This is a genomic window from Bradyrhizobium sp. P5_C12 (genome assembly GCF_054049735.1).
In genome coordinates, this window is the sequence record NZ_JBFULU010000073.1 from 1 (window position 1) to 24,515 (window position 24,515).

Here is a 24,515-nt window from a genome sequence, read left to right on the forward strand (position 1 = left end):
CAATCCGGGCGGCAGCTCGATGGGATCGGAGGGTCCTGCGCCATTGATTCTATCGCGAAAGTCTTTGGCATGTTGGCGTAGATGCCTGATCACATCTCCGAGGATGTCAGCCGGATCGTTGACGCGTCCCTGTAAGCTCCTGAACGATCTGATGTAGCCATCAAGATCTTCGGCCCGTGCCTGCCAATCCTTGTGGACCCCATCCGGATAGTAGGACTGGTCTCCTTCCAGGAGATCGGCCAACTGCTTGCGAACGATATCGAAGACACGCGGGCGATCCGCCTCCGCGATCGTCGTCTCGGGATTCAGGGGAGGCAGGTATTGTCGTTCGATGGTGGCCATCAAGAGCTCCTGTGAAAGCAGGCCGATCCGGCCCCGCGATCAACGAAGGATCGCGGGAAACTTCGGCTGACGAATAAGGGGGATGAAAGCGAGCTAGCGGCGCGCCCGAACGCCGAACTATTTCAAGTCTGAAAATTGGAGATACAGAAGCCCCAAAGGGAGATTTTGGATGTATTCGTTTCTCTTGCGCGCGTGCCCTTCGTAGATGCGCAGGCGAAGCAATGATTGGGGCAGTTCGCTCTCAGCCAGGCGATCGCCGTCCGAAAAATAGCAACAACCTGTGTCACGGCTACGACCGCCGTAGGCATAGACGACCACCTTGCGGGGCCCCGAACGCTTGACGCTCAACGATATCGTCAGATCCGACTTCGTCAGCTCTATCGTGCAAGACTTCTCGTACTGGCACTCTTTCGTGGTCCCCTCTTCGCTGAGCGAACTCGTTGCGCCTGCGGCGACGTCCTCCCTGGTCGTGCCGTCGAAAGCATATGAAACGGTGTAATCACCGGCAAATGCATCAACCGATGGGAGAAGGCCTGTCGCGACAATCATGATGGACAAAATACGTCTCAACAGCATGGGCATCCTATCCTGTGTGCACACCGTCTCTATTCAGAGCCAGAGAAGGACATTCATCGCTTTTCATTCGGCGAAGGGCTGCTCGCGCAGACTCCCTCATCGTCGACCGCCTGTCCTCGCCTGGTAGAGCGCGACCGCGTCCTTGAGATCACCTGAGCTGGAAAGCCGCGCGCTCAACGCTCGCAGATCATGCTGATCGCGTTCACCTCGGCTCGTCGCCATACCCGGCCTTTGCACCGGCGGCATCGGCCTTGCCGCCACAGCACTCTTCGCCTTCATCATCAACCGGTATTTTCCGGCGTCGTACATCATGCGCTGGAACGTGGCGTTGCGCATCAGCGGCTCGCTGTCGAACAGGCGTTGCAGTTCCTCCGGTTCGATACCGCTGGCCTTGGCCGACGCCATGATCTCCTGCGCGACGGCCTGCCTGACGTCTCTCGTCTCTTCCTTGAGCAGCGTCTCCAGCCGGGCGTCCTCTGCCTTTGCATAGTTCTGAAAATCGCGCCGCGAGGCTTCCGCCGTCCGCCGCATCTCCTCATTCTGCCGAGCGCGCAACTGCTCGCTGCCCGCGACAATCGCCTGGATGCGGGAAAGCTTTGCGGGATCCTGGTGCGCCATTTGCGCGAGGGCTTCCGGAAGCCGCTCCGGCGGCATGCCGGCCAACTCAKGAAACTGGCTGATAAAGCTCGCTTGCGCGATCTGCATCGCCGCATCGAGGCCGTCGACATAGCTCCGCCGCGCGCGCTCGACTTCGCCTACCTTTTCCTCGAGCGCGAGGCGCACCTGCGGATGCTGCACGAGCTGCTCGATATCGAGATCGAGTTCGGTCGAGCGTTTCGCGTGATCCTTCGTCGCATTTGACGGCGCTTCGATTTCCTCGTCACGCGCATCGCTGGCCTCAGGCTGCTCAAAGCCGTAGAACTCGGGCGCATCGGAATCGTTGGCAGCCACTTCAGCGCGTAGCGCATCGATCCTTGCGGCAAGCGCCTCCGAAGAGCCATTCTCGGCAATCCGCCTGTCGCCGGCCGTTGCGCTTGCATAATCCCGCGCGGCGCGCGCGAGAGTTACGGCCTCGTTCGCGGCAGCGGGCTTGCCCTCTGCATCTGTGTATTGCCTGACGACGACTTCAGGCCGTGAATCGGATCGCCGGTCGGCGGCGTCGCGCAGCGACGCACCGTCGCTGTCGATCGACTGGCGTTCGCTCTCCCTGTCCGGGTCTGGCATTTCCGCGTAACCTGCATTCACCAAGTCGAAGGCGGCCCCGGTCAGCTCCGCGTCAGTCTGGATTGTCATACTTAGCCTCCCCAAATGCCTTTGAAGGGATTGAGCAGGCTGTTGACGCCGCCGGCGAGCGTCGCAAACTGTTCAACTCCGGACTTCTGCTGCGTCCCCGTCGTCGTGCTGTTGCCTTGCGTCCCAAGCTGCGCGATGGGCACACCGATCTGCGCCAGCAGGCTCAGGGCCTGCACGGGAATCCCTCGACGTTGCGCCTCCTCCGCCAAAGTGGCGTTGGCGCCATAGTTCTGGGCATCGAGCGCCGATTGCGCGGCGGTTACGCCCTGGCCGCGATTGGCTAGGTCGCTCTGCTGCATCTGGGTCAAGGTGTTGGCCGTCGTGTTGCCGGCGTTATACAGCGCATTTGTCGCGGCAAGCTGGTTCGCCACGTCCTGGTTATATTGCGCGGCGATCACCGGCGCCTCAGCAGCCGCGACGCCCCTTCCATAGGCCATCAGGTTGGCGCCGCTGAAATCGCGGCCCGCGGCGGCAAACTGCGAGTTCACGTCATTGCCGACGTCCGACCGGATCTGCGCAAGCTGCGCAGTGAGTGCCGGATTGTTGCCGACCATGCTGCCGTTCGCATATGGCGTCAGCCAGTTGCGATAGGCCGCGAGGTTGTCCCGCACGTCGCCGGCCTGCGCGGTGGCGGCGCCGCCATTGAGCAGCGACTGCGCGTAGCCTGCGATCTGGCCCGCATAAGGATTGCCCGACGCGGCGTTGTTCTTCAGCGTGTCGAGCGCCGAGCTCTCGGCCGACGTCAGGCCGGTGTTGTTGAGCCCCGTGCTAATCTGGCCCAACATGGTTTGCAGCGCCGGCTGCGCGGCAGCCCAAGGGGCAGTCTGCGATTGCTGGGTCTGTGTAGAGGTGGATTGTCCGCCCATTGACGATATTCCCTTAAATGTGAGTTCGCTCAGTCCGTGTCATGCAGTCTGCGCGGCAACAAGATGCGGTCGCGAGGAGCGATTCACGTGGCGGCCCATCCGGACGACGTGAACGCGGAAGCTTCGTCGCATTCCATTGGCAGGAAGCGCGAGGTGATCCGAACAACCGGTCGATGACGACGCGATCGGCAGGCGCAAGTTCATTCTGCAACCTTGGCGGACCCGGCATCTGCGGCGGAGGGCCGAATGGATCGACATCTTCCCGGGGAGCCGACGGCGGCGGTGACCAAGGAGGGGATACCGACGACGGTACTCTCCAATTGTCGAGATCAGCCCACCATGGTGGGCGCGGCAATGCACCTTCGATCCCGAAATTGGGTACGCGAAAGGCTCTCCGGACGATCTTGTCATCTGTACTCTCATCTTATGAAAGACAACTTGGTTGACCCCGTCGGCCGGATATTCCCATCGGCCAAGTTTCAGGCCACGTGTGAGACGCGTCGAGATGCATACTAGAACAAATCAAGAACAAACGCAACCCCAGGTCGCGCAGCGTAGTTACATCTGTCGGGCCGGTTCGATGGGCAAAGGCCGCCCCGAACCGAGCAATTGCATGAAGCGGATCTCGGCCGTCACGGCAAACGCTTGTCGATGATCGCGTAAGTCTGTTCGTATCCATCAAGGACGCGCAACCAGCCTTTCCGCCCGAAGATGCGTACACAGCGACAACCCTCCGCTCGTGCGTAGGCTTCGATACCGCGGATCAGTGGCAGCCAATCCCGCATGCCCGCCCCTGCGCATGCTGTGATGACGCAAACTTTGCCGGCGTCCGTCCGCTGCAGGCTCGTCGATGCAGCAGCCTCGATCCCTGAGCCGTTCCAGGCGACCCACAGCAGCGAACGGCCATCGAGGACATCGCGTTCGATCGTGGCGAACTCTGATAGGCCTGTTTTGACGATCGCCAGCCTGAGCAGAGGAGCCGTCAGCGGCCAGATCGCGCACACGTGCTTCGGATCGATGCAAATGAGCCGTGTGTCGCCAGCCGGCCGATCCCCACGGAGATCGCGTCTGCGCGACATTTCAGAACGGAAAGAAAATCGGTGGCTGGACCGGCCAAAGCTTTGAGGGCTCATTGGTCAAGAGTCCACGCGGGCGATCGTCCGGCCCATGTGGGACGTCCGGCGGCGGGCGAGAGGGCGCCGGTGATGCCTTCGACGATGGGCCCGGCAGCGACGCAACGAGGCCTTCCGGAAATGCCGGCGCACCGAAGACCGGGTCAGCATGATCGGGAAAGGCTGGCACTTGCGAACGCGGCGCCGACGGTTGCGTCCGCATCTTCCGGTCAGCCCATGATCTCAGCTCTCCAATTGTCATCTTCTCGAGGAACGGATTGGCTGTGACCGCATCATCGCCGAGAACTGATCTCGCCGACGCTGCCGGGTCGGCGGCAAGGACCTTGAGCGCGCCAGACGGGCCCGCGAAATGCGCAAGATAGATGTTGCCGGCGGTCGCCTCGTGTCCGGCCCGGACAAGTCTCTTGGCATTCTCGGCCGCATAGGCCTCGACCATCTCGGCCGAGAGCTTTGGATCCTTGCGCAGCGCCGCGAGCTCGTCCGGTGTACCCGTCAGGTCCGGCCTGTATTTGGCCAGCATGTCCAGCCAGGTCCCGCGAAGAAATTGCCCGGCTCCCAAAGCGGTCGAGAGACCGTTCGTGGCATTGGCCCTGCCCGCGCTTTCAGCGCTCACGATCTGGTTGGTCAGCGGACCAGAGGCCCTCGTTGCGCCTGGCCGATAGGGAGCCTGTTGCTGCTGCAGCTCGCGCAATCTTCGGATCAAGCCAGCCGCGGCGTTGCCGAAGGTTTTTGGATCATACGCGCCCGGCTCGGTCGCGTTCGGATTGGCTCTTGGTCCGACTTGCGCCGACAGTCTGCCGAGAAGGCCGCCGGTGCCCGCATATGTTTGCGGAGCAAACACGTCATCATCGCGGAAACCCATATCTACCTCCAGGTCCGGATTCAAAAAAGCTGGCTCGCCCTTTGGACGGGCAAGTGCGATTGCAATGTCGGACGATCCATCTATAACTAAGCATCCCACCACTGCAGGATGTGACAGATGAAGCTGCTACCCGTTGCGCTCGCTCTGATGTTGAGCGGCACCACCGCTCTGGCCGTCGACTTCCGCTGGACGCTCGGCTATGGCCAGGGCACGCTGGAAGCGAACATCGAGAACAGCGCCGGATCCACCTTCAGCATCTATTGTCCGGCTGGCAGCGACGACAAAACGCCGGGCATGTTCATCACGGTGACGCGGATMAAGCCTCAAGCCAAAGAAGCGGTGACCGTGCAGATCATCATCGATGGCAAGAACTATCCCTTCCTTCTCGACGGAAGCCAGTTCAAGGCTGCGGGACGACAGAACCAGTGGGATTTCAGGGAGCTCGTCAAAGCCCTGGCCACGACCAAACAGAAATCCTTTGTCGTCGAATTCCCCAAGTACCAGACCCAGGAGACCTTCTCCCTGCTCGACGTCCGCAAGAGCTTGGGGACTGCGAAGAAAACCATCATCAAGGACTGCGACGACGGGACGTGATGCGGCGACAATACCGTGTCCACAAAACGTTTGATAGCAGCTTCTGGTCGCGTAAGCCGAAGAATGGACCCTGTTGAATCGCACTCAAGCACGACCGATTTCGTCGCAGACAGGCTGGCCCGGCAGGCTCTATCGATCAAGGGCTTTCCAGCGTCGCCTCGAGCCTGGGGCCTCGGAAGAGGTCAAGCGCATGAGCGTTCGAGAGCTGCGCGATCCGCGCTGCACCGCGGTCGCGTAGGCGCGTCGAGGCTCAGCGTCAGCGCATCGAGCGACGACGAGATGCTGTCGAGCTTCTCCAGCGTCAGACCGGTTTGCGAGATGGCCAGCAGATACTCGCCCGTGAGCAGGAAGTCGTAGCCGAGCAGCTTGTCATAGGTGCCGAATGGGGCGACGTGCGATGAGCATCGCGCGCCAAATTCTGTGTGTTCATCTGCTTCAACCTCATCGGTCGGCTACAGCGGGGGCGCCTCGATGTCAGAATGTTGAAGGCTCATGGAAGAATCGCGTTCGGCCGAAACGGACAACGCTACGAGCGCCTGAACTAGTAGCCTTTACCAGCTCTTCCATTACTCGAGCGAATGTTTGTAGCGCCGCCTGGCCCTCGATAGCTGCGCCTCTTTCGTCTTGATCTCGACATCCACGAGATTGCACAACTTCCGGTGAAATTCGAGGCCATAGCAAAATGGAAGATACCGCGGAAAAACGACCTCGTAAGGCACCGAACTTGGACCAATTGTCTTCAACCGATCGAGTCGTGCGCGAATAGCCATGGACGCGATTGTGAGCGCTTGAACTCCATCCGCACCGCGCGCCCGCCGGATTCGATCGTCCTTGAGCCCTTGTATCTGAAAAGCGCAGATCCATTCCTTTGGATGCGCCTGATCAAGCTTCGGGAAGCCTAGCCGGGCAATCGCAGCGCGTTGTTTGGCGCCGACACGGAAATCGTACTGCAACAGACAAGGCTCGTCCCAATGCATTCGCCTTCCCCTCAAACGAAGCTACATCGTCAAGATCTCTTGCATTCTATTGCACTAGAACAGAGAACGAACAACGTCAAGGCGCTGTGCTTTAGGTCCTTCAATGCTCACGAGCGAAACTGGCAGCGAACGCGAGAAGCACTGGCCGGCAGCTTCCCAGTTCGAATGAAGCACTGCCAGCAACGCAGAACAATTCAATGCGGGGCAATGGCTACTCGATGGTCCGCGTGGTAACGACGCACAGGTGCAGCCGTTTCACTGCCTCTTGCTAAACTGATTATAGCAATAGTTCTTCTTCTCGCTCTTGGACAGAAAGGATTTACTCCAGCAAGCTCGGTTTTGCGACTCTCCGCCCGCTGTATTGTTTTGCCGTTGATCGAGGAACCTGCAAAAGTTTTCCCAATCGTCGGAATCTCCCTCGGCCGCTTTCACGCAACGGCTGTAGGCGTCGTCACCGGCGGTCCCATCACCATACATCCCCTTGAGAAAAAGTCGCAGGGGGAGATTGTTCTCTTCGGAGACRCTTGGTGAGGGTGCAACCCGAGAAACCGTCCTTAGCTCCCTTAAGTTTGGATCAGAGCGAGACGAGGACGAAGCCGAATCTTCCTGCGTCCGGTCCTTCAGCAGCCGGTGTAAGAGGGTTGCCGCGGTCCAGGAATCGCGCGTCGACTGAGGAATAATCCTTTCAAGATGCGGGTCCGGCATCTCGACAACTTGGCGGGGACCAACTGGTATCGGCAGGAGCCGCCCGCGCATTGAAGGACCAAGCGGCGTTGATCCTCGTGAGCTAACCGCGACTCCTCCGGGCGAGAGCGCCTGCACCCACCACGGCGCGCCCGAGGGAGGCGAGACCGCTCCGCCAAGAACTCCACCTGTGGGCATATAGCCATCGTCAGCTCCGAAAGCTTCGAGTGGCAATGGATAGGCAACCCGCGGAGTTTGAGACTGTGACTCTGATCGAGCCGGGTCGGACGAAATGCTATGCCCTCCATAAATTTGAAGAAACTGCTCGTACAGATTCCGGATATCTGGGGTAGCCATCGAAAATCCTTCACAAAGGCTCATTGTTGAAATGCAGACCAAGCGCGCTCAGCACTATTCGAACCGACCGCGTGCAAATGACACGTGCTCGGTGTGGCTCGCTTCGTTGAAATGAGATACTTGCTGGCTCTAGATGAGTACCTGCTGCGCGCTAGCAGGGCCTCACCCCACCACCGCCCACAAAAACACCCGCCCCGTCGTTGCGGAGTTCGCATGCGTGATCGTGAACGCGCCGTTCGCAACGGCGCTCACATACATCGTTCCGTTGCCGATCTCCGTCGCCGCATTGGCTGATGCCGGCACCAGGATCGGCACCGATCCCACCGCGCAATTCGCCGTCGTCACCGTCGTGCTCGCAGCCCCCGTCGCCAGCGTCACGCTGCCGACCGCGTTCGATCTCCCGGCCGCGAGCTGCTGGATTGCGAGTACGATCTTCTTCAGGTCGGTCTCGGTGATGCCGGGGACGTAAGCCGTCATAGCGTGCCGTTCGGTGAGAGGTCGGGGACGATGCCGGCGCAGAATGACCACGAGGTCGCGGCCGGGATGCGCACCTTGAAGCGGGAATAGCGGGTGTCGCGTCTGACGTCGCAGCGGCCGGTGCGGGCATTGACCAGAACTTCCGCGCCCGGCGTTGCCGGTGCAGCCGGCGTATCGCGCCAGGAGACCGAGCCGAACAGCGTCGCCGCATCGGTCACCGGGCGGAAGCCGCGGATGGTGATGCGGTTCTCGTCCGTGCCCTGCTCGGGGCTTTCCAGCGTCGCCTCGAGATTGGGGCCGCGGAAGAAGCCGAGCACATGAGCGCTCGAGAATTGCGCGATCTCGGGCTGAACCGCGGTCGCGTAGGCATCGAGGCTCAACGTCAGCGCATCCAGCGATGACGAAATGCTGTCGAGGTTTTCCAGCGTCAGACCGGTCTGCGAGACACCCAGCAGATACTCGCCCGTCACGGCGATCGGGAAGAAGCGATCGAGCAGGAAGTCGTAGCCGAGCAGCTTGTCGTAGGTGCCCACCGTGCCAGATACCGATTTGTAGGCCCAGTAGACACGCGTGGAGCGCGGATCGGCGGCACCCATGAAGAGCTGAAGGTTGCCCTTGTCGAGATCGGCTAGAAAGCTGCGATCGACCTTCTCGCGTCCGATCTGCTGCGGCACGCCGCCCGGCTCGATCTTGTGAAAGCCCTGGCCGGCGTAGAAGAAGATGCGCTCGCCGGCGCGGATGATCGAGTACGGCGCGTAGAGGCCCTTGTCCTGGGTGATGCGATCGATCTGGAAGATGATCGGCGAACCCGGCACGTAGGACATGCGCCGGATCGCCTGGTCCTGAAAGACGATGCCGGATTCGCCGCCGGCGACGCCGCGGACGATTCCGCCATCCGGAAAGTCCTGGAAGTCCGACGACTTGATGCCGCTCGTCCAGCTGTCCGAGGCGTTGAAGTTGTTGAGCCCGGACCAGTGGATCCGGTACGGCGTCGAAAGCAAACCGGACAGCACAAGGAAGCGCCCGACCACGCTGATATAGGCGGCCTGCGGCGGCGCGCCCAGCGCGTCCGCAAAAGCCGTCGACGACGAGAGATCGAAGATTTGCAGCACCGCATTGGCCTGCGTCGCGAAGACGAAATTCCCGGTTTGGGCGAACTGCCATTGTGCTGTGGCTGAGAGCGCCGAGTAGGACGATCCACCTTTGGATACGTCAACCCAGGTGAAGTCGATGTTGTTGAGCCGGTAGAGCTTGGTGCTCGTGCCGGCGAAGGTGATAACCGTGCCGTCCGATTTCAGCGCGTAGAACGCGCCGCGGCACGAGGCGGGCAACGGCGCCGTGTAGGCCGAGAAGGACGGGAACGGGCCATAGCCATCGCCTCGCGGGATGACGTTGAGTATGTTGCGGGTCGCCTGGCCTTCATAGTCGCTGACATCCGGGCGATATTCGCCATAGGCAAGGAGTGGCATTATTCAGTCGTCCATGTTTCGGGTTCAATCGCGGCGGGCGTCCATGCGGGCGATGGCTCCGACCCAGGCGCCCAAGAAGCTGCGGCGTTATCCCTCGGTATCCAGGCCTCGCGCTCTGTTCCCGTCGCGGTCCAGCTGTCGGAATCAAACGGTCGCGGAAACCAGGCCTCGAAATTGCGGGAAAACGTCGAAGGATAGCCGCTCACATCGTATGCGCCGGGGGGCGACAGCATCGAAGCGCCGGCTGATGCATTATTTGCTGTGAGCAAATAGATGCCTGGCACTGAAGCGAGCCGAACAGCAATCTTTGCCTGCTGGCCGCCAACAGAATATCCAACGGCGCCTGCCGCAAGGGACGATCTGAATGAAGCAACATTTCCCGCCGCAGCGTAGCTGCCTGTCGCCCCGGACAGGGCAGCGTTGAATGTGGCGGCAACGCCCGAGACAACGAACAGGCCCGGAATGCCTGACTGCACCGACCTGAAAGCCGCCGCCTGCCCCGCGACTGTATAGACGGCTGTGGTCGTGAGCAGAACCGTGTTGGTCAGCCCGAGCGTCGGCAACTGCCCGAGCGCGAAACGCCCGGCAGCGTCAAAGCCAAGAAGGGACATCCGTTAACTCCGAAGAACGCCACTTTGCGGTTTGGACCGATTGACGAACGCGAAGACGTTGGCGCGGCTGCTCACAAAGGAGCGAGCCGCACCCGGTGCGTCACCCGATCTTGATTGCGACAAGTTGCGTATCCCTGGCGGCTCCGGCGTCGTTATAGACGATCTTTCCGTTCGCGCTGGTCGCATTAAACGCCTGCATCCTGATACTGCCGGCAGGGTTGGTCGCAATCGCGGCAAGCGTGACCTGCACGGCGTTTCCGGCGCCTGTGCTGTAGACCCATCCGCTGTAGGCGTAGACGTTGGTGCCGTCCACGAGCCGCGCCAGGAACTTGGCGGCCGCGCTCGTATCCTTGAGCGACATGGTTCCGATAAGGAGGAACGTTCCGCTCGTTCCGAGCGAAAGGGAGACGGCGTCGAATAGCGTATTGACCGCAGACATCGTCACGTCGGCTCCCAGGATGGCCGAGAAACCCGAGATCGTCTGTTGCGCGTCGATATTGCTTCGCGCCTGCGCCTTTTGAGCTGTGCTGAAGCTGTTGCTCTCCTCGACCGAGATCAGATCTTCCTTGAGCGCCACGATCGCGACCTGCGGCGTCGTGGAGAAATTGATCTTCGCGGTGGTCCCGGACGAGTTGAACAGAATGGTTGTTCGCGCCAGCACGCCGGACGAGGTGTTGTAGGCGCCCTCTCCGATCTCCCATTGGCTGAGATCGGTACTCTCGGCGCGGTACTTGTACAGGCGACCGTTGACAACTCCGGCCGCAGCAGGGCTTTGGTAGCCCGTGACGGCCGAAGCATAGGTCCAGTCGGTGGTGCCGCCCGCTGATGGGCTGAAGCGGCAAACGTCGAGAAAAGCTGCCATGTCAGGTGATCGTCAGGATGCCGTTGGTCTGGTCGATATCGACGGTGAAGGTGTTGCCGTTGGTGAGCGTGATCGCGACGCCGTAGTCCCACCAGCCGATGAGCGGCTTGGTTGACGACGTCGAATTGTAGAGCACCGCATATTGAAACGGTCCGATCGAACCGCCCGACGCCGTCCACGCCGGATCGGCCCCGCCGACGAACTTGAACGTGCCCGTGGTTTGTGCGCCCGTGATGGTGCCGACGCTGTTGCCGCCCGCGGTATAGCCGTTGCCGGCTGCGAGATCCGCCGGCGCGTTGTAGACCGTGTTGGTTGCCACCGGCACCGTGTTGGTCAGATAGACTTTGTACACCTGCGCGGTGCCGGTCTTCATGTCGTGCAGCGCGTTCGCAACGTCCTGCACGAAGCAATAGAACTTGTTGAAGCTTGCCATCGGCGTTCTCCCAAGATGTCCTAGATGATCTGGCCGGAAACACGCACCGTCATCGGCCCGGCATTGAAGGTCGAGGTCAGCCCGAGATTGTTCAGATCGGCGAGCGCCGACGTGAACCCGAGTCCCCAGGTCTGAATCCGCGCGTCTTCCTTGATATACGGCGCGGATTCCAGCAGGGCGCCGTAGAGATAGAGATCGGGCGCCATGGTCAGCAGCCAATTGCCGGCGTTCGACGCAAGCGCAGGCACGTTCTGCCGGTAGACCATTTCGATGGTGTAGGCGGCATCGGGCGTTGGCGCGAGCTCAAGTTCATTGCCGAACACAGTGAAATAGCGCGGCTGCGCGGCGACATCGGACGTCGCGAAGCGGTATTCGTCCATCTGCGTCCCCGATTTGAATTCGAGGCACGGCTTGCCCGTCACGCTCGACAGCCGGACCCTGCGCATGGACTGGAAATCCGCCGGCAACGAGATGAATTCCGGCTCATCCGATCCGAGATCGACCAGCGCGGTCGCCCGCTGCTCCATCTGCCGCACGAACAGCTGGCGGTTGAACTTGGCCTCCGCGAGCTGAACGAAGGTCGGGATCCGCGCGATCAGAGTCGTATCCTGGTCGCGCGCGAGATATTCGGTCACTGCGGCTTGCAACGATGTGTAGTCCGTTATCTGGGTCACGTGAGCTCCGCTGACCAGCCGGCCTGCAGTTTCGGCCTGTCTGTTCGCAAATAGGCCCATTCGGGATCATCGAGCTTTGTCTGCACGATCGCGTCGAACTCGGGCGTGAACAGCCGCAACGAGGTGTGGCCTCTTGCATGCTGCTCGTTGAGCCATTTGACGTAGATGACGTTGGGAATGCGGGCGACGTGCCGCCCCCAATCGCCGCACTGCTCATCAAGGCGCGCCTGCCTGTTCCATTCCAGGATGGGCGCCACATCCTGGATATGCTCGATCGCAAGCTCGCGACCGTTGCTGTCGAGATGAGGTTTGATCAGAACACCGTCCATCACGACATCTCCGTGATCCAGAGCGTGCCGGCAGTCGCCGTGACCAGGCCATTGGTCGCGGCCTTCAGCGCAGCGATGCGTTGGCCGGGACTGACCGTGACGTATTCGACGGCGTTGGCCGGCAGATACGGATCCGAAATGGTCGCGGTCTGCGCACCGTCGCCGATCCGGTAGCAGCAGCCGGAATTGGCGACCAGTCGGAGCTGGTAGGTCTCCGGCCCGAAGGCGTTGGTGATGCTGACGCTGCCGTCATAGGCGATCGTCTGCGTGGGACCGACGCGCGAGGAATTTTGCTTGGAGAAGAACGGCATGTCAGGCGGTCCTCACGGAGATTGAGAAATGCATGGGGATCGTGGCACCGGAGGCGCCCGAGGGCGTCAGCACGATCACGTCGTCCTCGTTGAGATAGGTCGGCGACGGCGGCACAGCCGAGAACAACTGGCCCGCAGCGGAGCCCGCCTGGGTCACAGTGAAGGTCGCGAGCGTCGCCGCATTGGCCGAAACGGTGACGGTGCCGTCGGCCGTCGTGATCGCGCCGCCCAGGATGCCGGCGACTTTCAGCACGCGGCAGCGAAAGGGAACGCGGACATAGGCGGCGACCGGGCTTGCGCCGCAGGACGGGGTGTAGGCGGTGAGATCGGCGGTGTTGAGAGTGCGATTGCCGGGAAGCGGCATCTTGTGTCTCCAAATGAAAGAGGCGGCCCGAAGGCCGCCCCGAGGGTGAGATGGATGATCCTGATCGCTCAGGAAGTGGTGTTGTCGAACACGCCGCCGGAGGCTTTCTCGTTGCGCGAGACCAGCGCATACTCGGCCAGGATCTGCCGGCGATCGGAGTCGCCGGTCTTGGCCAGCGGGATCGAGATCATGTTGCGGCCGTTGAGATAGGCCACCGCCCATTTGTCCAGCTCGAGCACCAGGACATCGCGCGGGCGCTGGAAGCGGTTGGCGACCACCTTGAGCTTGCCGAAATCGGATTCATAGGCATCGACCGATGCCACGATCTTCTTCGACTTGGACTCCTCGACCGCCGTGGAACGCCCGGTGAAGGTCGAGAACACCTGTTTGTTGAAGGCGCCGGTCATGATGGTGCCGGGCTTGCCGCCATTGGTCCAGATCGAGGACAGCACGGTCTTCAGCCGCACCTCGGTGAAGGCGAGCTGCGTGCCGTCCGTTCGCGTGCCGGTGCCGTCGGCGGCCGCCGGGTCAGCTGCGCCGCCGGCCGTTCCCTTCGAGGTGTTCGAAAAGACCCAGGAGAGGACGGAGGCGGTCTTGCGCGCGGTCGTGGTGTTGCCGGCGACCTTGGCCTGGTTGGTGCCGCAGAGGATGGTCTCGAGGTCACGCTTGAGCTCGAGGCCTTTCAGCATCTCCTGATAGGCGAGCTCGTTGTCGCGGCCGGCGTGGTCCACCGCCTGCTGCGTGCCAGAGACGCGGGCAACCTTGTAGGAGATCTGGCAGAGGTTGCCGAGCCGAACGGTCGGCGTCGTCGTGTTGGTGTTGGGATCGTCGCCCTCGAGCTGGGCGTTGTTGGCGTCGGCGCCGGCGAGAGCCTGCGTCTGCCATTCATGATTGACGGCAGTCGCCTTCTCCTTGTCGACGCCGCTCATGAAGGGGGTGTCGACGGGATCGATGCGATAGATCATATCGCTGAGGTCTTCGCGGTTGCCCACCGCGGAGTAGGTAACGAAGGTGGAAGTCGGTAGAGTCATCGATGTTTCCTTGTGACAGCCGTGCTGTTCCGACAACGCAACGATGTCGCTGCGCCTCTCCTGGAAACTGCGGCCTGAGTTGCTGGCGTCTTCTGTTCTCGCTCACGCGATGGCGCGGAAATCTAGGCTTCCGGTTCGCGGATCCGCGAGACATCTCTGCCGGGCGCCCGCGCGAACCGCGCAGGGTCGGCCTAACTACGATGGTTGACCTGATCGGCGTTGTTGCGCGGCGTCAACCTGGCCGGACACGCGTCAAACGTCGGATGGGCGACTTGTCTTCAGGGGGATCGCCTTCAACCGGCTCGTATCCTTGCGGCGCGAACGTGGCCGTGGGGCTGAACGGTAGCGGTGCAGCCCCCGTATCGAAAGAAGAAGATTGAGTCTGACTCGAGTTTTGCTGCTGCAGACGCTGAATGCGGTCGATAATGAGATTGGCTAGCGGCGCTGAAGACGGCTGTGTTGCGGTCGAGAGAAGAGACTCGGCTATCGTCTGGCGCGAGACTGGCGAGGCTTGGACGATGCGCGGCGGACCGAACAGCCATTCAGGAGGCCGATCTGGCGGATCAACTTCGTGCGCCGGCGGCAGGTTCGGATTCCGAGACGGCGGTGTAACCGGCCGCTCACGCCGCAGCTGCGGAATGGGACCCCAATCTGGAAAACCAAATCTTGGAATCTCGCCAAGCAGCCACGAGAAAAAGCCTGGCATGTAGTAGCCGGGATAGTCGAGGATCGGATTCTGCCGATCGCTGTCGTTCGGTATCTCATTCATCTTTAATCCACCACGCTTTCTAATTCATGGGATGGAAAACGAATTGGTTCACTTCGCCGTCGAGCGAGTGCCCGATCTACGGATCGTAAATCACCTTCATGTCGAGACGCAGCCGGGCCACCATCTCGTCCACCTCGGCCTGTCCTTCCGGATAGGACTCGTAGACAATCGTGGTCTTGAACAATCTCGCGAAGTATCTGGGGTGAAGTGTCCACCCGATATGGTGGTAAGCATGAGTATCGGGATAGAGGGACTTAACGACCCTTCGCAGATAGCGATTATCCGGCGGCGGCTCAAAGTACGGGTCGACCATGCGCTCCTTGTAAAAGGCGGTCTGGGCCAGCAAGATATCCCGCCATTGAGCCTCGTCAGCCGCCGAAGGCTGACAAGAGCCACGCTGCAGGCGGTAATCTCCATCTCGCGTCTTTTCCATCGCAAATTTGGCGCATGATGGAAGGGCGGGATCGCTGCTCTCATAGTCCCATGCGACCAGGGCGCCTTTGAGCACATGGCTCTGACCGGACGCTATCAGAAGATAGTTGGCGCAGCTCGACAAACACTGGTCATACACAACGACCGCTGCGCGTCGTTCACGCAGTATCTCGGCAAGAGCAATTGCGGACGCTATGTCACCTCCGGCGCTTCGAACGACGAAGAGACCGCCTTCCTTCAATTTCTTCGCCGCCGATACGTCCGTATCCTTCTCGATCCGGCCGTCGAGACACAGGATCGACTGGTCGCCGCTGAGCGCAACGGGCCGCACGGCAACACCGCGGCAATAATCGACCGCGCGATAGGAGGCCTCCCTGTCGAATGACTTCTCCTCGGCACGGGACGGACCAAAGGAAAGAAGCAGGAGCGTGAAGGCCGAGAACGGAACCAGCGCTTCGAACAAGCGCAAGAGCACATTGCAGACCTGGACCATTCTCGAACCCTCAAATTCTTAGCAATGCACCACGTGGCCTGTCGCGTGTAATCACCTTGGCTCCCGGCGCGATGACAATCGGCGAGTCTCAGACCAGTCGCCGAAGCGATCTTGGAACGTGGCTGGCTCGCCCTGTGACAATGGATCACTGGCATTCACGAACGGCACCGGCGGCGCGACGGGCAAGCCGCCAGACGCCCGCGAGTTGCCCGCCGTATCCGGGCTCTGGCGCAGATAGTCGACGATCATCCCCGGTAACCCTCCGGGCCGGGGTGTCATTGCCGCTTGATCGGTCGTTGCGTTACCGGACGAGGATCTCCAGGCACCGAAGCGATCGGCAACAACGCCATCGCGATTTGGAAAACCCAGCCCGCTCAGGGGAGCCGAAGGCACGGCCGAACCGCCGGCTCCGGTAGCTGCTGCCTGAACCAGATAAGGGACACTGGTGTCGAATGTTGCGGGGTCGATCGTGGTGACCGGCCCACGGTTCGTATTGCCGTTTATGGCTACGCCGAGATTTCCTCCATTTGGATTGTCTCGTCCCAAGGCTTGCGTCGCTTGCTCATTCTTGATGACCGAGTAATGCAAATGAGGTCCTGTGCTGCGGGCACCAGTGCTCCCGACATTGCCGATGATGTCACCGGGCCAGACGCGCTGACCAGGCTTCGGCATTGGGCTGCCTTCCTGCATATGAGCGTAGAGGCTGTAGCCAGCCGCATTCTTGACAATGACAGTGTGGCCAAAATTTTCGTTGTAACCGGAGTAGACGACCTCGCCCGGAGTAGCCGCCGGAATCGGAGTGCCAAGCGGCGCCTTGAAATCCTGGCCCGCATGAAATTTTTCCTTGTCCGTAAACGGATCGCTTCGCATGCCATAGCCGGAGCCTCGGCGAAACGGGGGCCCGGGATTGTAAGGATCACTCATTTAACAGCCTTTGTCATATCTAGTATCCATCCGGGCTGACACTTGTCGTTGGCCCGATCGGGACATTTCGCGCGCTCCATCAGCCTCCACGACAGCACCGCCGTGGCAGCCGATGGAGACACGTAGAGCTGAGGCCCGGTTAGACCGGCTGCCCGGGTAAATTCCTGTCGGAACAGCAGACGAAACGAGCCGTCGCGAAGCTCCGCCGAGTAGCGCGCATAGACCACGGTTGAATCGTCGTCGGGCAGCTTCGGTCGATCGAGCGGACTGACGATGCTCATCAACCCCTTGCCACCGCCCGCGGCCTGCTCAACGCGCTCTCTTAGCCGCACACATCGCCAATCCGCGATACGGCATCTCACAAGAGGGCCGATGAACTGAATATCGTCCGTCACGAGGAACAGAAACAGTGACTTCTGCTCAGCGTCAAACCAGCCTGCACGAACATCCGAATCCTTTAGGAACTTGCCTCCCCCGATCCTCTCGCCCTGCGCGTCCAGGACATCGATTGTATTGGCGTACGCCACGAAAAACTTCGAGCTGTCGGGAGCCCAAACGATCCTGTAAACAGGTCGACCAATCGCGCCGGAGACATTGATCGTGCGCACCCCTCCAGCTTCCGCCGTCAGTTGCAGTGGCTGACTCGAGGCCACGATCTTCATGTTGGGAGAAAACGATATACTGGGATGTGACTGGTTCCGGAATGTCGCTAGGACCTCGCTCTTTCCGGTCTCGAGTTCGAATCTCCTCACCCGCCCGGCATCGTCCTCCGAAAAAACGATATAGCGACCATCCGGTCCGCATTGTACCGATCTGTCAGCCGTAGGAGATGGGGCGGAGATCTTGGCACCTCCATCGTATGCGTCGACATAATGATGGTCCGTCGCGAACAGATACCGCTCATGGTCGCCACACCACGCGATGAATTCGCCTTTCGGCAGCGGCGTATGCGGCAGCTTCTCGAAGGTCGGAACGGATGGAGGCTTGACTGGCGGCGCTCGTAATTCACCCTCGGCGCGGCACACCGTTGCCGCAACAAGCAATGTGAACGCCGCACCGGCAAGCGAGAATCGAAGGTCGAGATCAATCGGGCAAATGCGCATGATATCATCCCCGACCGTTCACATTCCGTAAGCAGTACAAACACGGTAGAAATGATCGACGAGACGAATAGCTACTCCGCAAGTCCGGATTAGGCCAACGTCGGYGGTCTCAAGATCATGCCAAGCTTGCGTCCATTCTGGTGTTCGTCGTTCCGGCTTCTGAATCCCTCCCGTTGAATCGTAGAAGACACTATCGAACTGCGTGTTGAGCGAATAACCGAATTCACGCCTCTCACAAAAGCCCATGGCCTGGGCTACCCCCGCTTCGTTGAACTCGGCCAACCGGCACTCCTTCAGATACTGCGCGAGTGGCGAAGCCTGGAGGCGGAATCCGAGTGACGTGAGCCAAGGGGCATTTTCGCGCTCGAAAAGATAGGGAACAAGAAAAATCAGCAAAGTGGCGAGGAGGACCGGTGCACTTCGCGGCTTCCGAATGAACGCGCAGGTGATGAGCCATACGACGGCRATGGCGATACCCGCCACGCCGATCCATAGGAGCCAGTCGGCCGCTGCAGGCTGGAGATACGTCAGGAATTCTTGGCCTGCCACGCTCGCCAGAGTCACGGCAGCGAACGCATAGGTCAGCCAGGGCGGACGTCGGAACATCTCTCCGCCAGAAGTTGCAGGGGCCAGCTGTTCCTGATCACTGCTCAACTGACGCCTCTCCAACTTTCCCAAGACCGCGCGACGGGGATGATATTCATTGAACAAAACAGGAACAATGTCAACTCTCCCTGTAGTTGTGCAGAAGCTGTGCAGACTAAATGATCCCAAACCGCTTCCGCCGCTCTGCGGTCTCCGCAAGCTCCTTCAGCTCCGCCCGCGCCAGCTTGCCGTTGGCAACCACGCCCGCGAGGTGATCGCGCACCTTGCCGACGATGTTGATGGCGAGGAAGAGTTTTTCCCGCCCGGCGGCATCGTCGACCGTGGTGGCGCGCCAGGCCGCGATGTAGCTCTTCTCGAGCGTGTCAAACGCCTCGTTCAGGATCTCATCGTCGAGCAATGCTTCGGCCCGAACCGCCTTCGCCGCTGCCCGCTCCAGGGCACTCTCGTCAGGCATTGCTCCCCTCCCCGTTGTTCGGCCGCGCCTTCATCTCGTGATGCGCCGCGGATGCGGCAATATCCAGCGCGGCCTCGGCGACATCCATCCGATGCTGCTCCTGCGCATGCTGGAGCTTCTGCTCGTGGCCGAGCGTCTTCAGATGTGCATCGAGCACCGCGATCTTTGCGTCGAGGCCCGCTCTTATTCTGGCGATCTCGATCTCGGCCTGCATCTTCACCTGCTGGTGGATCGCATCGGCCTGCGCCTTCTCGCGCTCGATCTGCGCCTTGTGCGCGGCGGCGAGCTGGTCGGCCTGGAGCCGCGCCTGGAGCGCCAGCAGTTTCGGATCGGGCGGTGGCTGCGGCGGCGCCGGCGGCGGATGCAAGAGCTGCCCGGTCTGCGGGTTGACGGCCATGGGATCGTTGAAGAACTGGTCGGGATTCCTGTGCCCCATGATCCGCGTCAGCTCGGCCGCCGTGTTGTAGAGCTGGCGGTCGCCGACCAGGTTGATCTTGCCGCCGGCCAGCAGCTCCTTTTGCACGTTCGCGATCGCCATGGTCTGGGCGAACTGCTGCGCCTTGCCGCCGGCGCCGAGGCCGACATTGATGGTCATGTCGTCGCGCGTCTTCCAGTTGCGCGGATTGACGTCGACCCAGGCATTGCGCAGCCGCACCGTCTCCTCGCGCTGGCCGTGCTTGCGGATGGTGCCGTGGAGCAGCGCAAAGATGTCGCGCACGCCTTCGGCCATGATGCGCGCGATCAGCTTGATGCGCATCTGCGAAGCCGAGAACACCTGCGCAACTGCCGTTGCCGACTGGTTCTGCAAAGCGTTGGCGTCGATGCCCTGCGTCTGCTTGCCGAGGCCGGTGCGGATCTCGAGCTCGGCGTCGAGATATTGCAGCATCGGATAGATCGACGTGGTGATGTCAGGCACCACCTGCCAGTTCAGCCCGCCCGCCGTCTTGGTGCGGACCACCCCGCCCGGCCGCGATACCAGCAGATCGTCCAGGGTATTCGGCCCGGCATTCTGCTCGGCGACCTCGACGCGCGGGTTGTTGTGCAGATAGAGATTGTCGAGCGCACCGCGCTTGAGGGCCGTCTTCTCGCGCTGCAACGGCATCACCAGGTCTGCGATCGAGCGGCCGAAGAAGCGGTGGGTCACCGGCACCGGCGTGGTGGCGGCAAACGGCATCTCGTCGAACGGCGTGATGCAGTCCTTGCCGTCCTTGCGCAGGATCTCGGCCTGATCGCCGCCGGTGATGACCTGGTACAGGCAAGGCCGCCCCGAGCCTTCATAGTCCATTCGCACATAGTGCTCGGTGATGCGCACCAGCCGCGCCGCCGAATTGGCGCTGCCGCCGCCGGCGGTCGCGGACAGATGCTCTTCCACCGTGTCGCGCGCCTGCGTCTCGATCTCGGTCGTGCCGGTATGCGGCCGCAACGCCCTGACCTGGCCGGCATCGAAACCTTCCGCGATCAACTGCGCCTCGGTCTTGGTGACAATTTCGTGGAAGCAATAATTGCAGTCGCGGATGCTGCGTGCACCGCGCTCGATGCCGAATTCTTCGGGCGGCACACCCATCACCCGCGCCTGCGCAAGCTTGCGCGTGGTGACGATGGTGACGTCATGCGTGACGAGAGAGCCCATCGGCGCGAGCGGCGCCGGGGCTAGCAAGGGAACGGGCATGTTTGATTGAGCTTTCAGTTCGGTATGCGGGCGCCCGACGCGGGGCGGAAAATCGCGCTAGTAAGTGTTGTTGCGCATATAGTCCTGGATCATGCCAAGCAGCCCTCCGGCGGAGCCGCTCGTCGCGCTCCGCGCGTCACTGCGCGTATCAAATCCTCGCACTGACGATGCCATGGAAGAGTTGGGCTCATTTGCGAACACCCCGATTGGCCGGCTGGCCTGCGACGATTGCGGCTCGCCAGACGGTCCGCCCCAGTCACCAAATCGGTCGTTGAACGTCGAAGGATACGGCGCTGGAGCGCTTCCCGACGCGGAAACAGCGCCAGCATTTGAGGTGCCTACGCGCGTGAGACGTCGAACGGGAATGGCGCTCGTCTCCGGGCTCTTCCCGCCTTCCGGCTCAGGGTAGCCATATTCCCACACGTTTCGGCGGCTTGGTAGACCCGCTCCGTCAACGGAATCCTTGATCAGCTCTTTGATCCATGGCAGCGAGTAGTCTTCCGAGAAATCGAAGGGGCCAATTCCATAGGTAACGCCAACGCCGGGCGTACCGAACCCGACACCCGTCTCGTTGCCCACAGTCGCCACGTTCGCTCCGATCCATCCTCTCCCAATGGTCCCTGATGCCGACGGCCCTGTCAGCAGAGCCCCCAGATCATTAGTATATCCTGCCGAGGCACTGAAGCGAGGAGTACCGTAATAGAACTGCGGATAAAGCCTGCCGGAATTGTCGATATAGGCCCCAAAGCCCACTCCTCCCAACGGCGACGGAAATCCAACCGTAAATCCGCCATAAGTTCCCTTGTCGCTCATTGGTTCTGCCCATCATTCTGGGCCTCGGCCCTTTTGCAATTCTGCTCGTAAATTCTTGAACACCTGATTGCGGAAAACACGCCGTAGAGAAAAGCTGCCAGCCACACGCTGCCTAAGACCATCAGGACCGGCTGACCGGATGAAAGCGAGGCCAGCGCGCCGCACAGAATTGCAGCGTTCGATCCTTTGACAAATCTGACGTACTCAGCCTGCACAGGCAGCGGCGTCGGATGCCGTAGCGCCCACACCGAAAATGCATAACGCGAACTCTCATCGTCTTGAAATTGAGGCGGGAGGTGCTCGCGCACTGCATTGTAGACCCGAAAGTAAGTGACGATTGACCAGATGAGGGCCATCCCCGTCAGAACCGTGAAGAGAGCTGCCATGAAGTCCTCTCGGTGAACCGGCCTTCGCGAGCCAAACGTATGTACTCCACATTTACCGGCAAGCCAGTGCCGCGTCGCGATAGACATCGCCAGCCGCCGGAGAAGACCCGGTTGCAGGCTTCCGCCATCACAATCTCCTTTGTTGACCGCCGCACGACTTTTGGCAATGCTTAAACCGGCAATATCCGGGCGGCTTCCGACATGATCTTTGCTTTAGCCGTCCTCGCTGCGATCTGGGCCTGCGGCCTCCTTGTCATCGCGGGGCTGTATCTCAACGACCTTCGCGTGGTGCTCAACAGCGTGGCTCCATGCGCTCAGACGTCGATGCTGCCTGCCCAGGCTGGATGCACGAGACGGCGGCTATCGTGTCGCTAGCATCATTTGAAGCCCTGCTTCTCGCCGCCGCATCACTGACGATTGGTCGCTATCGCGTCGACCCGCTCCTCGGCGAGCCGCGCGGCCGACATCGCAGCGAGTGCAATGGCCTTCTCGGCTGCGAGCATCGCCTTCACTTCGGAGAGCGACATTTTGCCATGAAAGACCTTTTCGGCTGTCAGCGCTGGCCTGCTGGTTTTGCAATTGTCGGCAGCACCTCAATCGCTTTGCCCGCTGCACAATTCACCGAAGCCGCACCCGCCTCTTGTCAACGCCCTGTCGGAGGTACCCGGGTCAAACGACGGATACCTGCGGGCCGAACGGAGTCCGCAGCCCCCGTCGCGAGCTCATCAGCTTCGCCGCGAGCGAGCGCGGTGCCAGCCTGAGACGCAGTCCAATTTCCAAAACGGCCAGCAAAGGATGGACCACTACCGGACGCTCGCTCAGGTGGGCCGCCGTCCATTGCCGGGACGATCGCGCCTGCAGCATCAACGGTCCAGTTCTCGGGGTGCGTGAGAATGTCGTTGATGAGCAGACCTTGAAGATAGGCGCCATGCGCGGCCCATCCCCCTGCGAGGTTCCCCGCGGGTCCCAGCGCCAATGCGCCCGCCGTTGCTCCATACGGTCCACCAACGGCCTGTCCGCCGGTTATTCCCGCCGCGGTCCCGAGGATGCCGCCCCAAGTCTTCCCCGCTCCGACGAGACCATCATGGAGAATATCGCCGCGAGAGGGCGGGTCATATTGCGAAAGCCTGTTCGACAACGTACCTTTTCCGAACATTGCAATCAGGCGAACCAGCAAATTATCGACAGCCATTCCATTCCACCCATGTTACGACTTCGAACAAAAAATCAGCGAGATTGGAAATGCCGCCACCTCCGGAACGAGAAAGTGCGGGCTGCCTGAGAACCGCCCTCAAACACTCCCTGATACTCGGCATCTTCGGGATCTTCGGGTACGTCTTTTATGGATCCGAGGCGCTCGGAAAATTGCTCCTCACTTTCGTGGCGGCTTTCTCAGGCCTCGCATTCCTCAGAATTTTCGGACGCGTCGAGAAAAAATAGCGACTGGCACAGCGTGTGGATGTGACGTCGTCCCCACCGCGTGCCGAGGCGCCGACGTCTCATTCGGTCGACGAGACGCTACTCAGCATTCGTGCTCACCTCAATCAACTCGTCGCCTCCGTGTTCTCCAGCGCCGCGCCGACGTCGTGCACCGTATGCGCGACGATCTTCATAGCGCCGTTCGATTCCGCGACATCCTGGGCCAGCAGCGCGAACTGGTCGTCGGTGAGATCGTAGTAGGTCTCGCGGCTCTCCTCCTCCCGCTCCTCCCACCAGACCTTGACGATGCCGGCCTTCGACAGCAGCGCATCCTTGATGAAGGAATAGAGGACCATGAAGCCACCGTTCTGCTGCATGAAGACGTGATTGACGTAGTCCGTCTCCTGTTGCGCGGCGGCGACGTCCTCCGGACCGACCGGTTCGAAGCGCACGACCTCGTCGGAGCCGGCGAAGATGTCCATCAATGAGGGCATCAGGCCTTCGATGGTGTCGGCGACGTCGGTCGACACCGCGCGCGAGCGGCCGTCCTGCGCCGGCATGTCCTTGCGCATGTCGCCGAGATAGTAATCCATCGCGTCGGCCCGCTCCTCGGCGAGCCGCGCCGCCGACATCGCGGCGAGCGCGTTGGCTTTCTCGGAGGCGAGCATCGCCTTCAGTTCGGAGATTGGCATCTTTGGCATCAGGAACCTTCCCGGTCAGGACTCGTTCGCAGCGATATTTGAGCACCAGGCGCTTCAGCGCGGCGACATGATTGGCTGGATCCAGCGGGCGAACCACGCCTGGTCGTCGTGGCTCCCCGCATTGGTGGCTGCGCGCATGATGCGATCGACGATCGTCGTGCAAACGCGAGGATCTGGCTTCACGGCGAAGCCCGCGTAAGTCTGCCCCGACGGGGCGGTCAGGGTGACGGCCGCATGTCCCATGCCGTACGGATTGAGTTGAATTGTGAGCGAATGTCGGCCCGGCACTGATTGCTCCCGAATTTGGCGCCCCTCCCCGCGGGGCTATGGCACGATGAGATTTGTTGGCGGCGACGCATTCACCGAGAGGGCACGCTGCCCGTCGACCGTGCAAATACGACCTATCGATCGTCCCTGTGAACGCGATCGAACCATCGATCATCAAGACGGTTCAGCCAAGGCGCTATGCTGAGAATGATCTTCTCGAAAGCCCATCCAGAC

At 61.1% G+C, this 24,515-nt stretch carries 29 protein-coding genes; 1 reads left to right on the forward strand and 28 read right to left on the reverse strand.

What is annotated here, in order from left to right; all coding sequences use genetic code 11:
• The 6 genes from ACXJMY_RS35440 to ACXJMY_RS35465 form a co-directional block, all read right to left on the reverse strand.
• Positions 1–342, reverse strand: a 342-nt coding sequence (locus ACXJMY_RS35440; protein ID WP_456623994.1) for a hypothetical protein, incomplete at its 3' end; no start/stop codon positions are given.
• 117 nt (positions 343–459) lie between these two features.
• The gene (locus tag ACXJMY_RS35445) at positions 460–918 is read right to left on the reverse strand and encodes a hypothetical protein (RefSeq protein ID WP_456623995.1); all 459 of its coding nucleotides are present in this window, start codon (positions 916–918) and stop codon (positions 460–462) included.
• Between the two features lie 96 nt (positions 919–1,014).
• On the reverse strand, positions 1,015–2,211 hold the full coding sequence (locus ACXJMY_RS35450) for a hypothetical protein (protein ID WP_456623996.1): 1,197 nt from the start codon (positions 2,209–2,211) through the stop codon (positions 1,015–1,017).
• A gap of 2 nt (positions 2,212–2,213) precedes the next feature.
• Positions 2,214–2,996 (reverse strand): tail fiber domain-containing protein, encoded by a 783-nt coding sequence (locus ACXJMY_RS35455; protein WP_456623997.1) that lies wholly within the window; start codon positions 2,994–2,996, stop codon positions 2,214–2,216.
• Between the two features lie 713 nt (positions 2,997–3,709).
• Positions 3,710–4,081, reverse strand: coding sequence for a hypothetical protein (locus tag ACXJMY_RS35460; protein ID WP_456623998.1), 372 nt, complete (start codon positions 4,079–4,081; stop codon positions 3,710–3,712).
• A gap of 76 nt (positions 4,082–4,157) precedes the next feature.
• Positions 4,158–5,072: a hypothetical protein gene (locus ACXJMY_RS35465; RefSeq protein ID WP_456623999.1), complete on the reverse strand. Its 915-nt coding sequence runs from the start codon at positions 5,070–5,072 to the stop codon at positions 4,158–4,160.
• A gap of 117 nt (positions 5,073–5,189) precedes the next feature.
• Here ACXJMY_RS35465 and ACXJMY_RS35470 point away from each other — a divergent pair, with 117 nt between their 5' ends.
• Complete coding sequence (locus ACXJMY_RS35470; protein ID WP_456624000.1) at positions 5,190–5,666, forward strand: hypothetical protein; 477 nt, start codon at positions 5,190–5,192, stop codon at positions 5,664–5,666.
• Between the two features lie 566 nt (positions 5,667–6,232).
• Here ACXJMY_RS35470 and ACXJMY_RS35475 read toward each other — a convergent pair.
• The 22 genes from ACXJMY_RS35475 to ACXJMY_RS35580 all read right to left on the reverse strand — a co-directional run bounded on the left by ACXJMY_RS35475 (position 6,233) and on the right by ACXJMY_RS35580 (position 24,302).
• Positions 6,233–6,643, reverse strand: a complete 411-nt coding sequence (locus tag ACXJMY_RS35475) for a DUF6968 family protein (RefSeq protein ID WP_456624001.1) — start codon at positions 6,641–6,643, stop codon at positions 6,233–6,235.
• 1,203 nt (positions 6,644–7,846) lie between these two features.
• On the reverse strand, positions 7,847–8,161 hold the full coding sequence (locus ACXJMY_RS35480) for a hypothetical protein (RefSeq protein ID WP_456624002.1): 315 nt from the start codon (positions 8,159–8,161) through the stop codon (positions 7,847–7,849).
• Positions 8,158–9,630, reverse strand: a complete 1,473-nt coding sequence (locus ACXJMY_RS35485; protein WP_456624003.1) for a hypothetical protein — start codon at positions 9,628–9,630, stop codon at positions 8,158–8,160. Before ACXJMY_RS35485 ends, ACXJMY_RS35480 begins: the two co-directional genes overlap by 4 nt.
• Positions 9,630–10,241 carry a hypothetical protein gene (locus ACXJMY_RS35490; RefSeq protein WP_456624004.1) on the reverse strand — a complete coding sequence of 204 codons (612 nt, stop codon included), beginning with the start codon at positions 10,239–10,241 and terminating at the stop codon, positions 9,630–9,632. Before ACXJMY_RS35490 ends, ACXJMY_RS35485 begins: the two co-directional genes overlap by 1 nt.
• A 100-nt stretch (positions 10,242–10,341) precedes the next feature.
• A complete protein-coding gene (locus ACXJMY_RS35495; RefSeq protein WP_456624005.1) occupies positions 10,342–11,103 on the reverse strand; it encodes a hypothetical protein in 762 nt (253 codons plus the stop codon).
• Between the two features lies 1 nt (position 11,104).
• On the reverse strand, positions 11,105–11,536 hold the full coding sequence (locus ACXJMY_RS35500; RefSeq protein ID WP_456624006.1) for a hypothetical protein: 432 nt from the start codon (positions 11,534–11,536) through the stop codon (positions 11,105–11,107).
• A gap of 20 nt (positions 11,537–11,556) precedes the next feature.
• Entirely contained in the window at positions 11,557–12,210 is a 654-nt protein-coding gene (locus ACXJMY_RS35505) for a phage adaptor protein (RefSeq protein WP_456624007.1), read from the reverse strand.
• Positions 12,207–12,539, reverse strand: coding sequence for a hypothetical protein (locus ACXJMY_RS35510; protein ID WP_456624008.1), 333 nt, complete (start codon positions 12,537–12,539; stop codon positions 12,207–12,209). The genes ACXJMY_RS35505 and ACXJMY_RS35510 overlap by 4 nt, the downstream gene beginning before the upstream one ends.
• On the reverse strand, positions 12,539–12,850 hold the full coding sequence (locus ACXJMY_RS35515) for a hypothetical protein (RefSeq protein WP_456624009.1): 312 nt from the start codon (positions 12,848–12,850) through the stop codon (positions 12,539–12,541). Before ACXJMY_RS35515 ends, ACXJMY_RS35510 begins: the two co-directional genes overlap by 1 nt.
• Position 12,851: 1 nt before the next feature.
• Positions 12,852–13,214, reverse strand: coding sequence for a hypothetical protein (locus ACXJMY_RS35520; RefSeq protein WP_456624010.1), 363 nt, complete (start codon positions 13,212–13,214; stop codon positions 12,852–12,854).
• Positions 13,215–13,282: 68 nt separating this feature from the next.
• On the reverse strand, positions 13,283–14,245 hold the full coding sequence (locus tag ACXJMY_RS35525) for a DUF5309 domain-containing protein (RefSeq protein ID WP_456624011.1): 963 nt from the start codon (positions 14,243–14,245) through the stop codon (positions 13,283–13,285).
• Positions 14,246–14,477: 232 nt separating this feature from the next.
• The gene (locus tag ACXJMY_RS35530) at positions 14,478–15,014 is read right to left on the reverse strand and encodes a hypothetical protein (protein ID WP_456624012.1); all 537 of its coding nucleotides are present in this window, start codon (positions 15,012–15,014) and stop codon (positions 14,478–14,480) included.
• Between the two features lie 76 nt (positions 15,015–15,090).
• The gene (locus ACXJMY_RS35535; protein ID WP_456624013.1) at positions 15,091–15,939 is read right to left on the reverse strand and encodes a hypothetical protein; all 849 of its coding nucleotides are present in this window, start codon (positions 15,937–15,939) and stop codon (positions 15,091–15,093) included.
• Between the two features lie 51 nt (positions 15,940–15,990).
• A complete protein-coding gene (locus tag ACXJMY_RS35540) occupies positions 15,991–16,809 on the reverse strand; it encodes a M23 family metallopeptidase (protein ID WP_456624014.1) in 819 nt (272 codons plus the stop codon).
• Positions 16,810–16,859: 50 nt separating this feature from the next.
• A complete protein-coding gene (locus tag ACXJMY_RS35545; protein ID WP_456624015.1) occupies positions 16,860–17,966 on the reverse strand; it encodes a hypothetical protein in 1,107 nt (368 codons plus the stop codon).
• Positions 17,967–17,984: 18 nt separating this feature from the next.
• Positions 17,985–18,620, reverse strand: coding sequence for a hypothetical protein (locus tag ACXJMY_RS35550; RefSeq protein WP_456624016.1), 636 nt, complete (start codon positions 18,618–18,620; stop codon positions 17,985–17,987).
• A gap of 106 nt (positions 18,621–18,726) precedes the next feature.
• On the reverse strand, positions 18,727–19,026 hold the full coding sequence (locus ACXJMY_RS35555; RefSeq protein ID WP_456624017.1) for a hypothetical protein: 300 nt from the start codon (positions 19,024–19,026) through the stop codon (positions 18,727–18,729).
• Positions 19,019–20,695 carry a portal protein gene (locus tag ACXJMY_RS35560; protein ID WP_456624018.1) on the reverse strand — a complete coding sequence of 559 codons (1,677 nt, stop codon included), beginning with the start codon at positions 20,693–20,695 and terminating at the stop codon, positions 19,019–19,021. Before ACXJMY_RS35560 ends, ACXJMY_RS35555 begins: the two co-directional genes overlap by 8 nt.
• A 57-nt stretch (positions 20,696–20,752) precedes the next feature.
• Positions 20,753–21,508, reverse strand: coding sequence for a hypothetical protein (locus tag ACXJMY_RS35565; RefSeq protein ID WP_456624019.1), 756 nt, complete (start codon positions 21,506–21,508; stop codon positions 20,753–20,755).
• The gene (locus ACXJMY_RS35570; protein WP_456624020.1) at positions 21,505–21,894 is read right to left on the reverse strand and encodes a hypothetical protein; all 390 of its coding nucleotides are present in this window, start codon (positions 21,892–21,894) and stop codon (positions 21,505–21,507) included. Before ACXJMY_RS35570 ends, ACXJMY_RS35565 begins: the two co-directional genes overlap by 4 nt.
• Before the next feature lie 1,544 nt (positions 21,895–23,438).
• A complete protein-coding gene (locus ACXJMY_RS35575; protein WP_456624021.1) occupies positions 23,439–24,014 on the reverse strand; it encodes a portal protein in 576 nt (191 codons plus the stop codon).
• Positions 24,015–24,068: 54 nt separating this feature from the next.
• Positions 24,069–24,302 carry a hypothetical protein gene (locus tag ACXJMY_RS35580; protein ID WP_456624022.1) on the reverse strand — a complete coding sequence of 78 codons (234 nt, stop codon included), beginning with the start codon at positions 24,300–24,302 and terminating at the stop codon, positions 24,069–24,071.
• Positions 24,303–24,515: the final 213 nt, after the last annotated feature.

Excerpts from the sequence above, each read along its gene's own strand:
- ACXJMY_RS35515 (WP_456624009.1), bottom strand. The coding sequence starts at position 12,850 with ATGCCGTTCTTCTCCAAGCAAAATTCCTCGCGCGTCGGTCCCACGCAG.
- ACXJMY_RS35545 (WP_456624015.1), bottom strand. The coding sequence starts at position 17,966 with ATGCGCATTTGCCCGATTGATCTCGACCTTCGATTCTCGCTTGCCGGT.
- ACXJMY_RS35560 (WP_456624018.1), bottom strand. The coding sequence starts at position 20,695 with ATGCCCGTTCCCTTGCTAGCCCCGGCGCCGCTCGCGCCGATGGGCTCT.
- ACXJMY_RS35570 (WP_456624020.1), bottom strand. The coding sequence starts at position 21,894 with ATGGCAGCTCTCTTCACGGTTCTGACGGGGATGGCCCTCATCTGGTCA.
- ACXJMY_RS35445 (WP_456623995.1), bottom strand. The coding sequence starts at position 918 with ATGCTGTTGAGACGTATTTTGTCCATCATGATTGTCGCGACAGGCCTT.
- ACXJMY_RS35575 (WP_456624021.1), bottom strand. The coding sequence starts at position 24,014 with ATGCCAAAGATGCCAATCTCCGAACTGAAGGCGATGCTCGCCTCCGAG.
- ACXJMY_RS35500 (WP_456624006.1), bottom strand. The coding sequence starts at position 11,536 with ATGGCAAGCTTCAACAAGTTCTATTGCTTCGTGCAGGACGTTGCGAAC.
- ACXJMY_RS35530 (WP_456624012.1), bottom strand. The coding sequence starts at position 15,014 with ATGAATGAGATACCGAACGACAGCGATCGGCAGAATCCGATCCTCGAC.
- ACXJMY_RS35455 (WP_456623997.1), bottom strand. The coding sequence starts at position 2,996 with ATGTTGGGCCAGATTAGCACGGGGCTCAACAACACCGGCCTGACGTCG.
- ACXJMY_RS35540 (WP_456624014.1), bottom strand. The coding sequence starts at position 16,809 with ATGCGAAGCGATCCGTTTACGGACAAGGAAAAATTTCATGCGGGCCAG.
- ACXJMY_RS35520 (WP_456624010.1), bottom strand. The coding sequence starts at position 13,214 with ATGCCGCTTCCCGGCAATCGCACTCTCAACACCGCCGATCTCACCGCC.
- ACXJMY_RS35490 (WP_456624004.1), bottom strand. The coding sequence starts at position 10,241 with ATGTCCCTTCTTGGCTTTGACGCTGCCGGGCGTTTCGCGCTCGGGCAG.
- ACXJMY_RS35565 (WP_456624019.1), bottom strand. The coding sequence starts at position 21,508 with ATGAGCGACAAGGGAACTTATGGCGGATTTACGGTTGGATTTCCGTCG.
- ACXJMY_RS35480 (WP_456624002.1), bottom strand. The coding sequence starts at position 8,161 with ATGACGGCTTACGTCCCCGGCATCACCGAGACCGACCTGAAGAAGATC.
- ACXJMY_RS35525 (WP_456624011.1), bottom strand. The coding sequence starts at position 14,245 with ATGACTCTACCGACTTCCACCTTCGTTACCTACTCCGCGGTGGGCAAC.
- ACXJMY_RS35555 (WP_456624017.1), bottom strand. The coding sequence starts at position 19,026 with ATGCCTGACGAGAGTGCCCTGGAGCGGGCAGCGGCGAAGGCGGTTCGG.
- ACXJMY_RS35475 (WP_456624001.1), bottom strand. The coding sequence starts at position 6,643 with ATGCATTGGGACGAGCCTTGTCTGTTGCAGTACGATTTCCGTGTCGGC.
- ACXJMY_RS35465 (WP_456623999.1), bottom strand. The coding sequence starts at position 5,072 with ATGGGTTTCCGCGATGATGACGTGTTTGCTCCGCAAACATATGCGGGC.
- ACXJMY_RS35510 (WP_456624008.1), bottom strand. The coding sequence starts at position 12,539 with ATGGACGGTGTTCTGATCAAACCTCATCTCGACAGCAACGGTCGCGAG.
- ACXJMY_RS35535 (WP_456624013.1), bottom strand. The coding sequence starts at position 15,939 with ATGGTCCAGGTCTGCAATGTGCTCTTGCGCTTGTTCGAAGCGCTGGTT.
- ACXJMY_RS35485 (WP_456624003.1), bottom strand. The coding sequence starts at position 9,630 with ATGCCACTCCTTGCCTATGGCGAATATCGCCCGGATGTCAGCGACTAT.
- ACXJMY_RS35495 (WP_456624005.1), bottom strand. The coding sequence starts at position 11,103 with ATGGCAGCTTTTCTCGACGTTTGCCGCTTCAGCCCATCAGCGGGCGGC.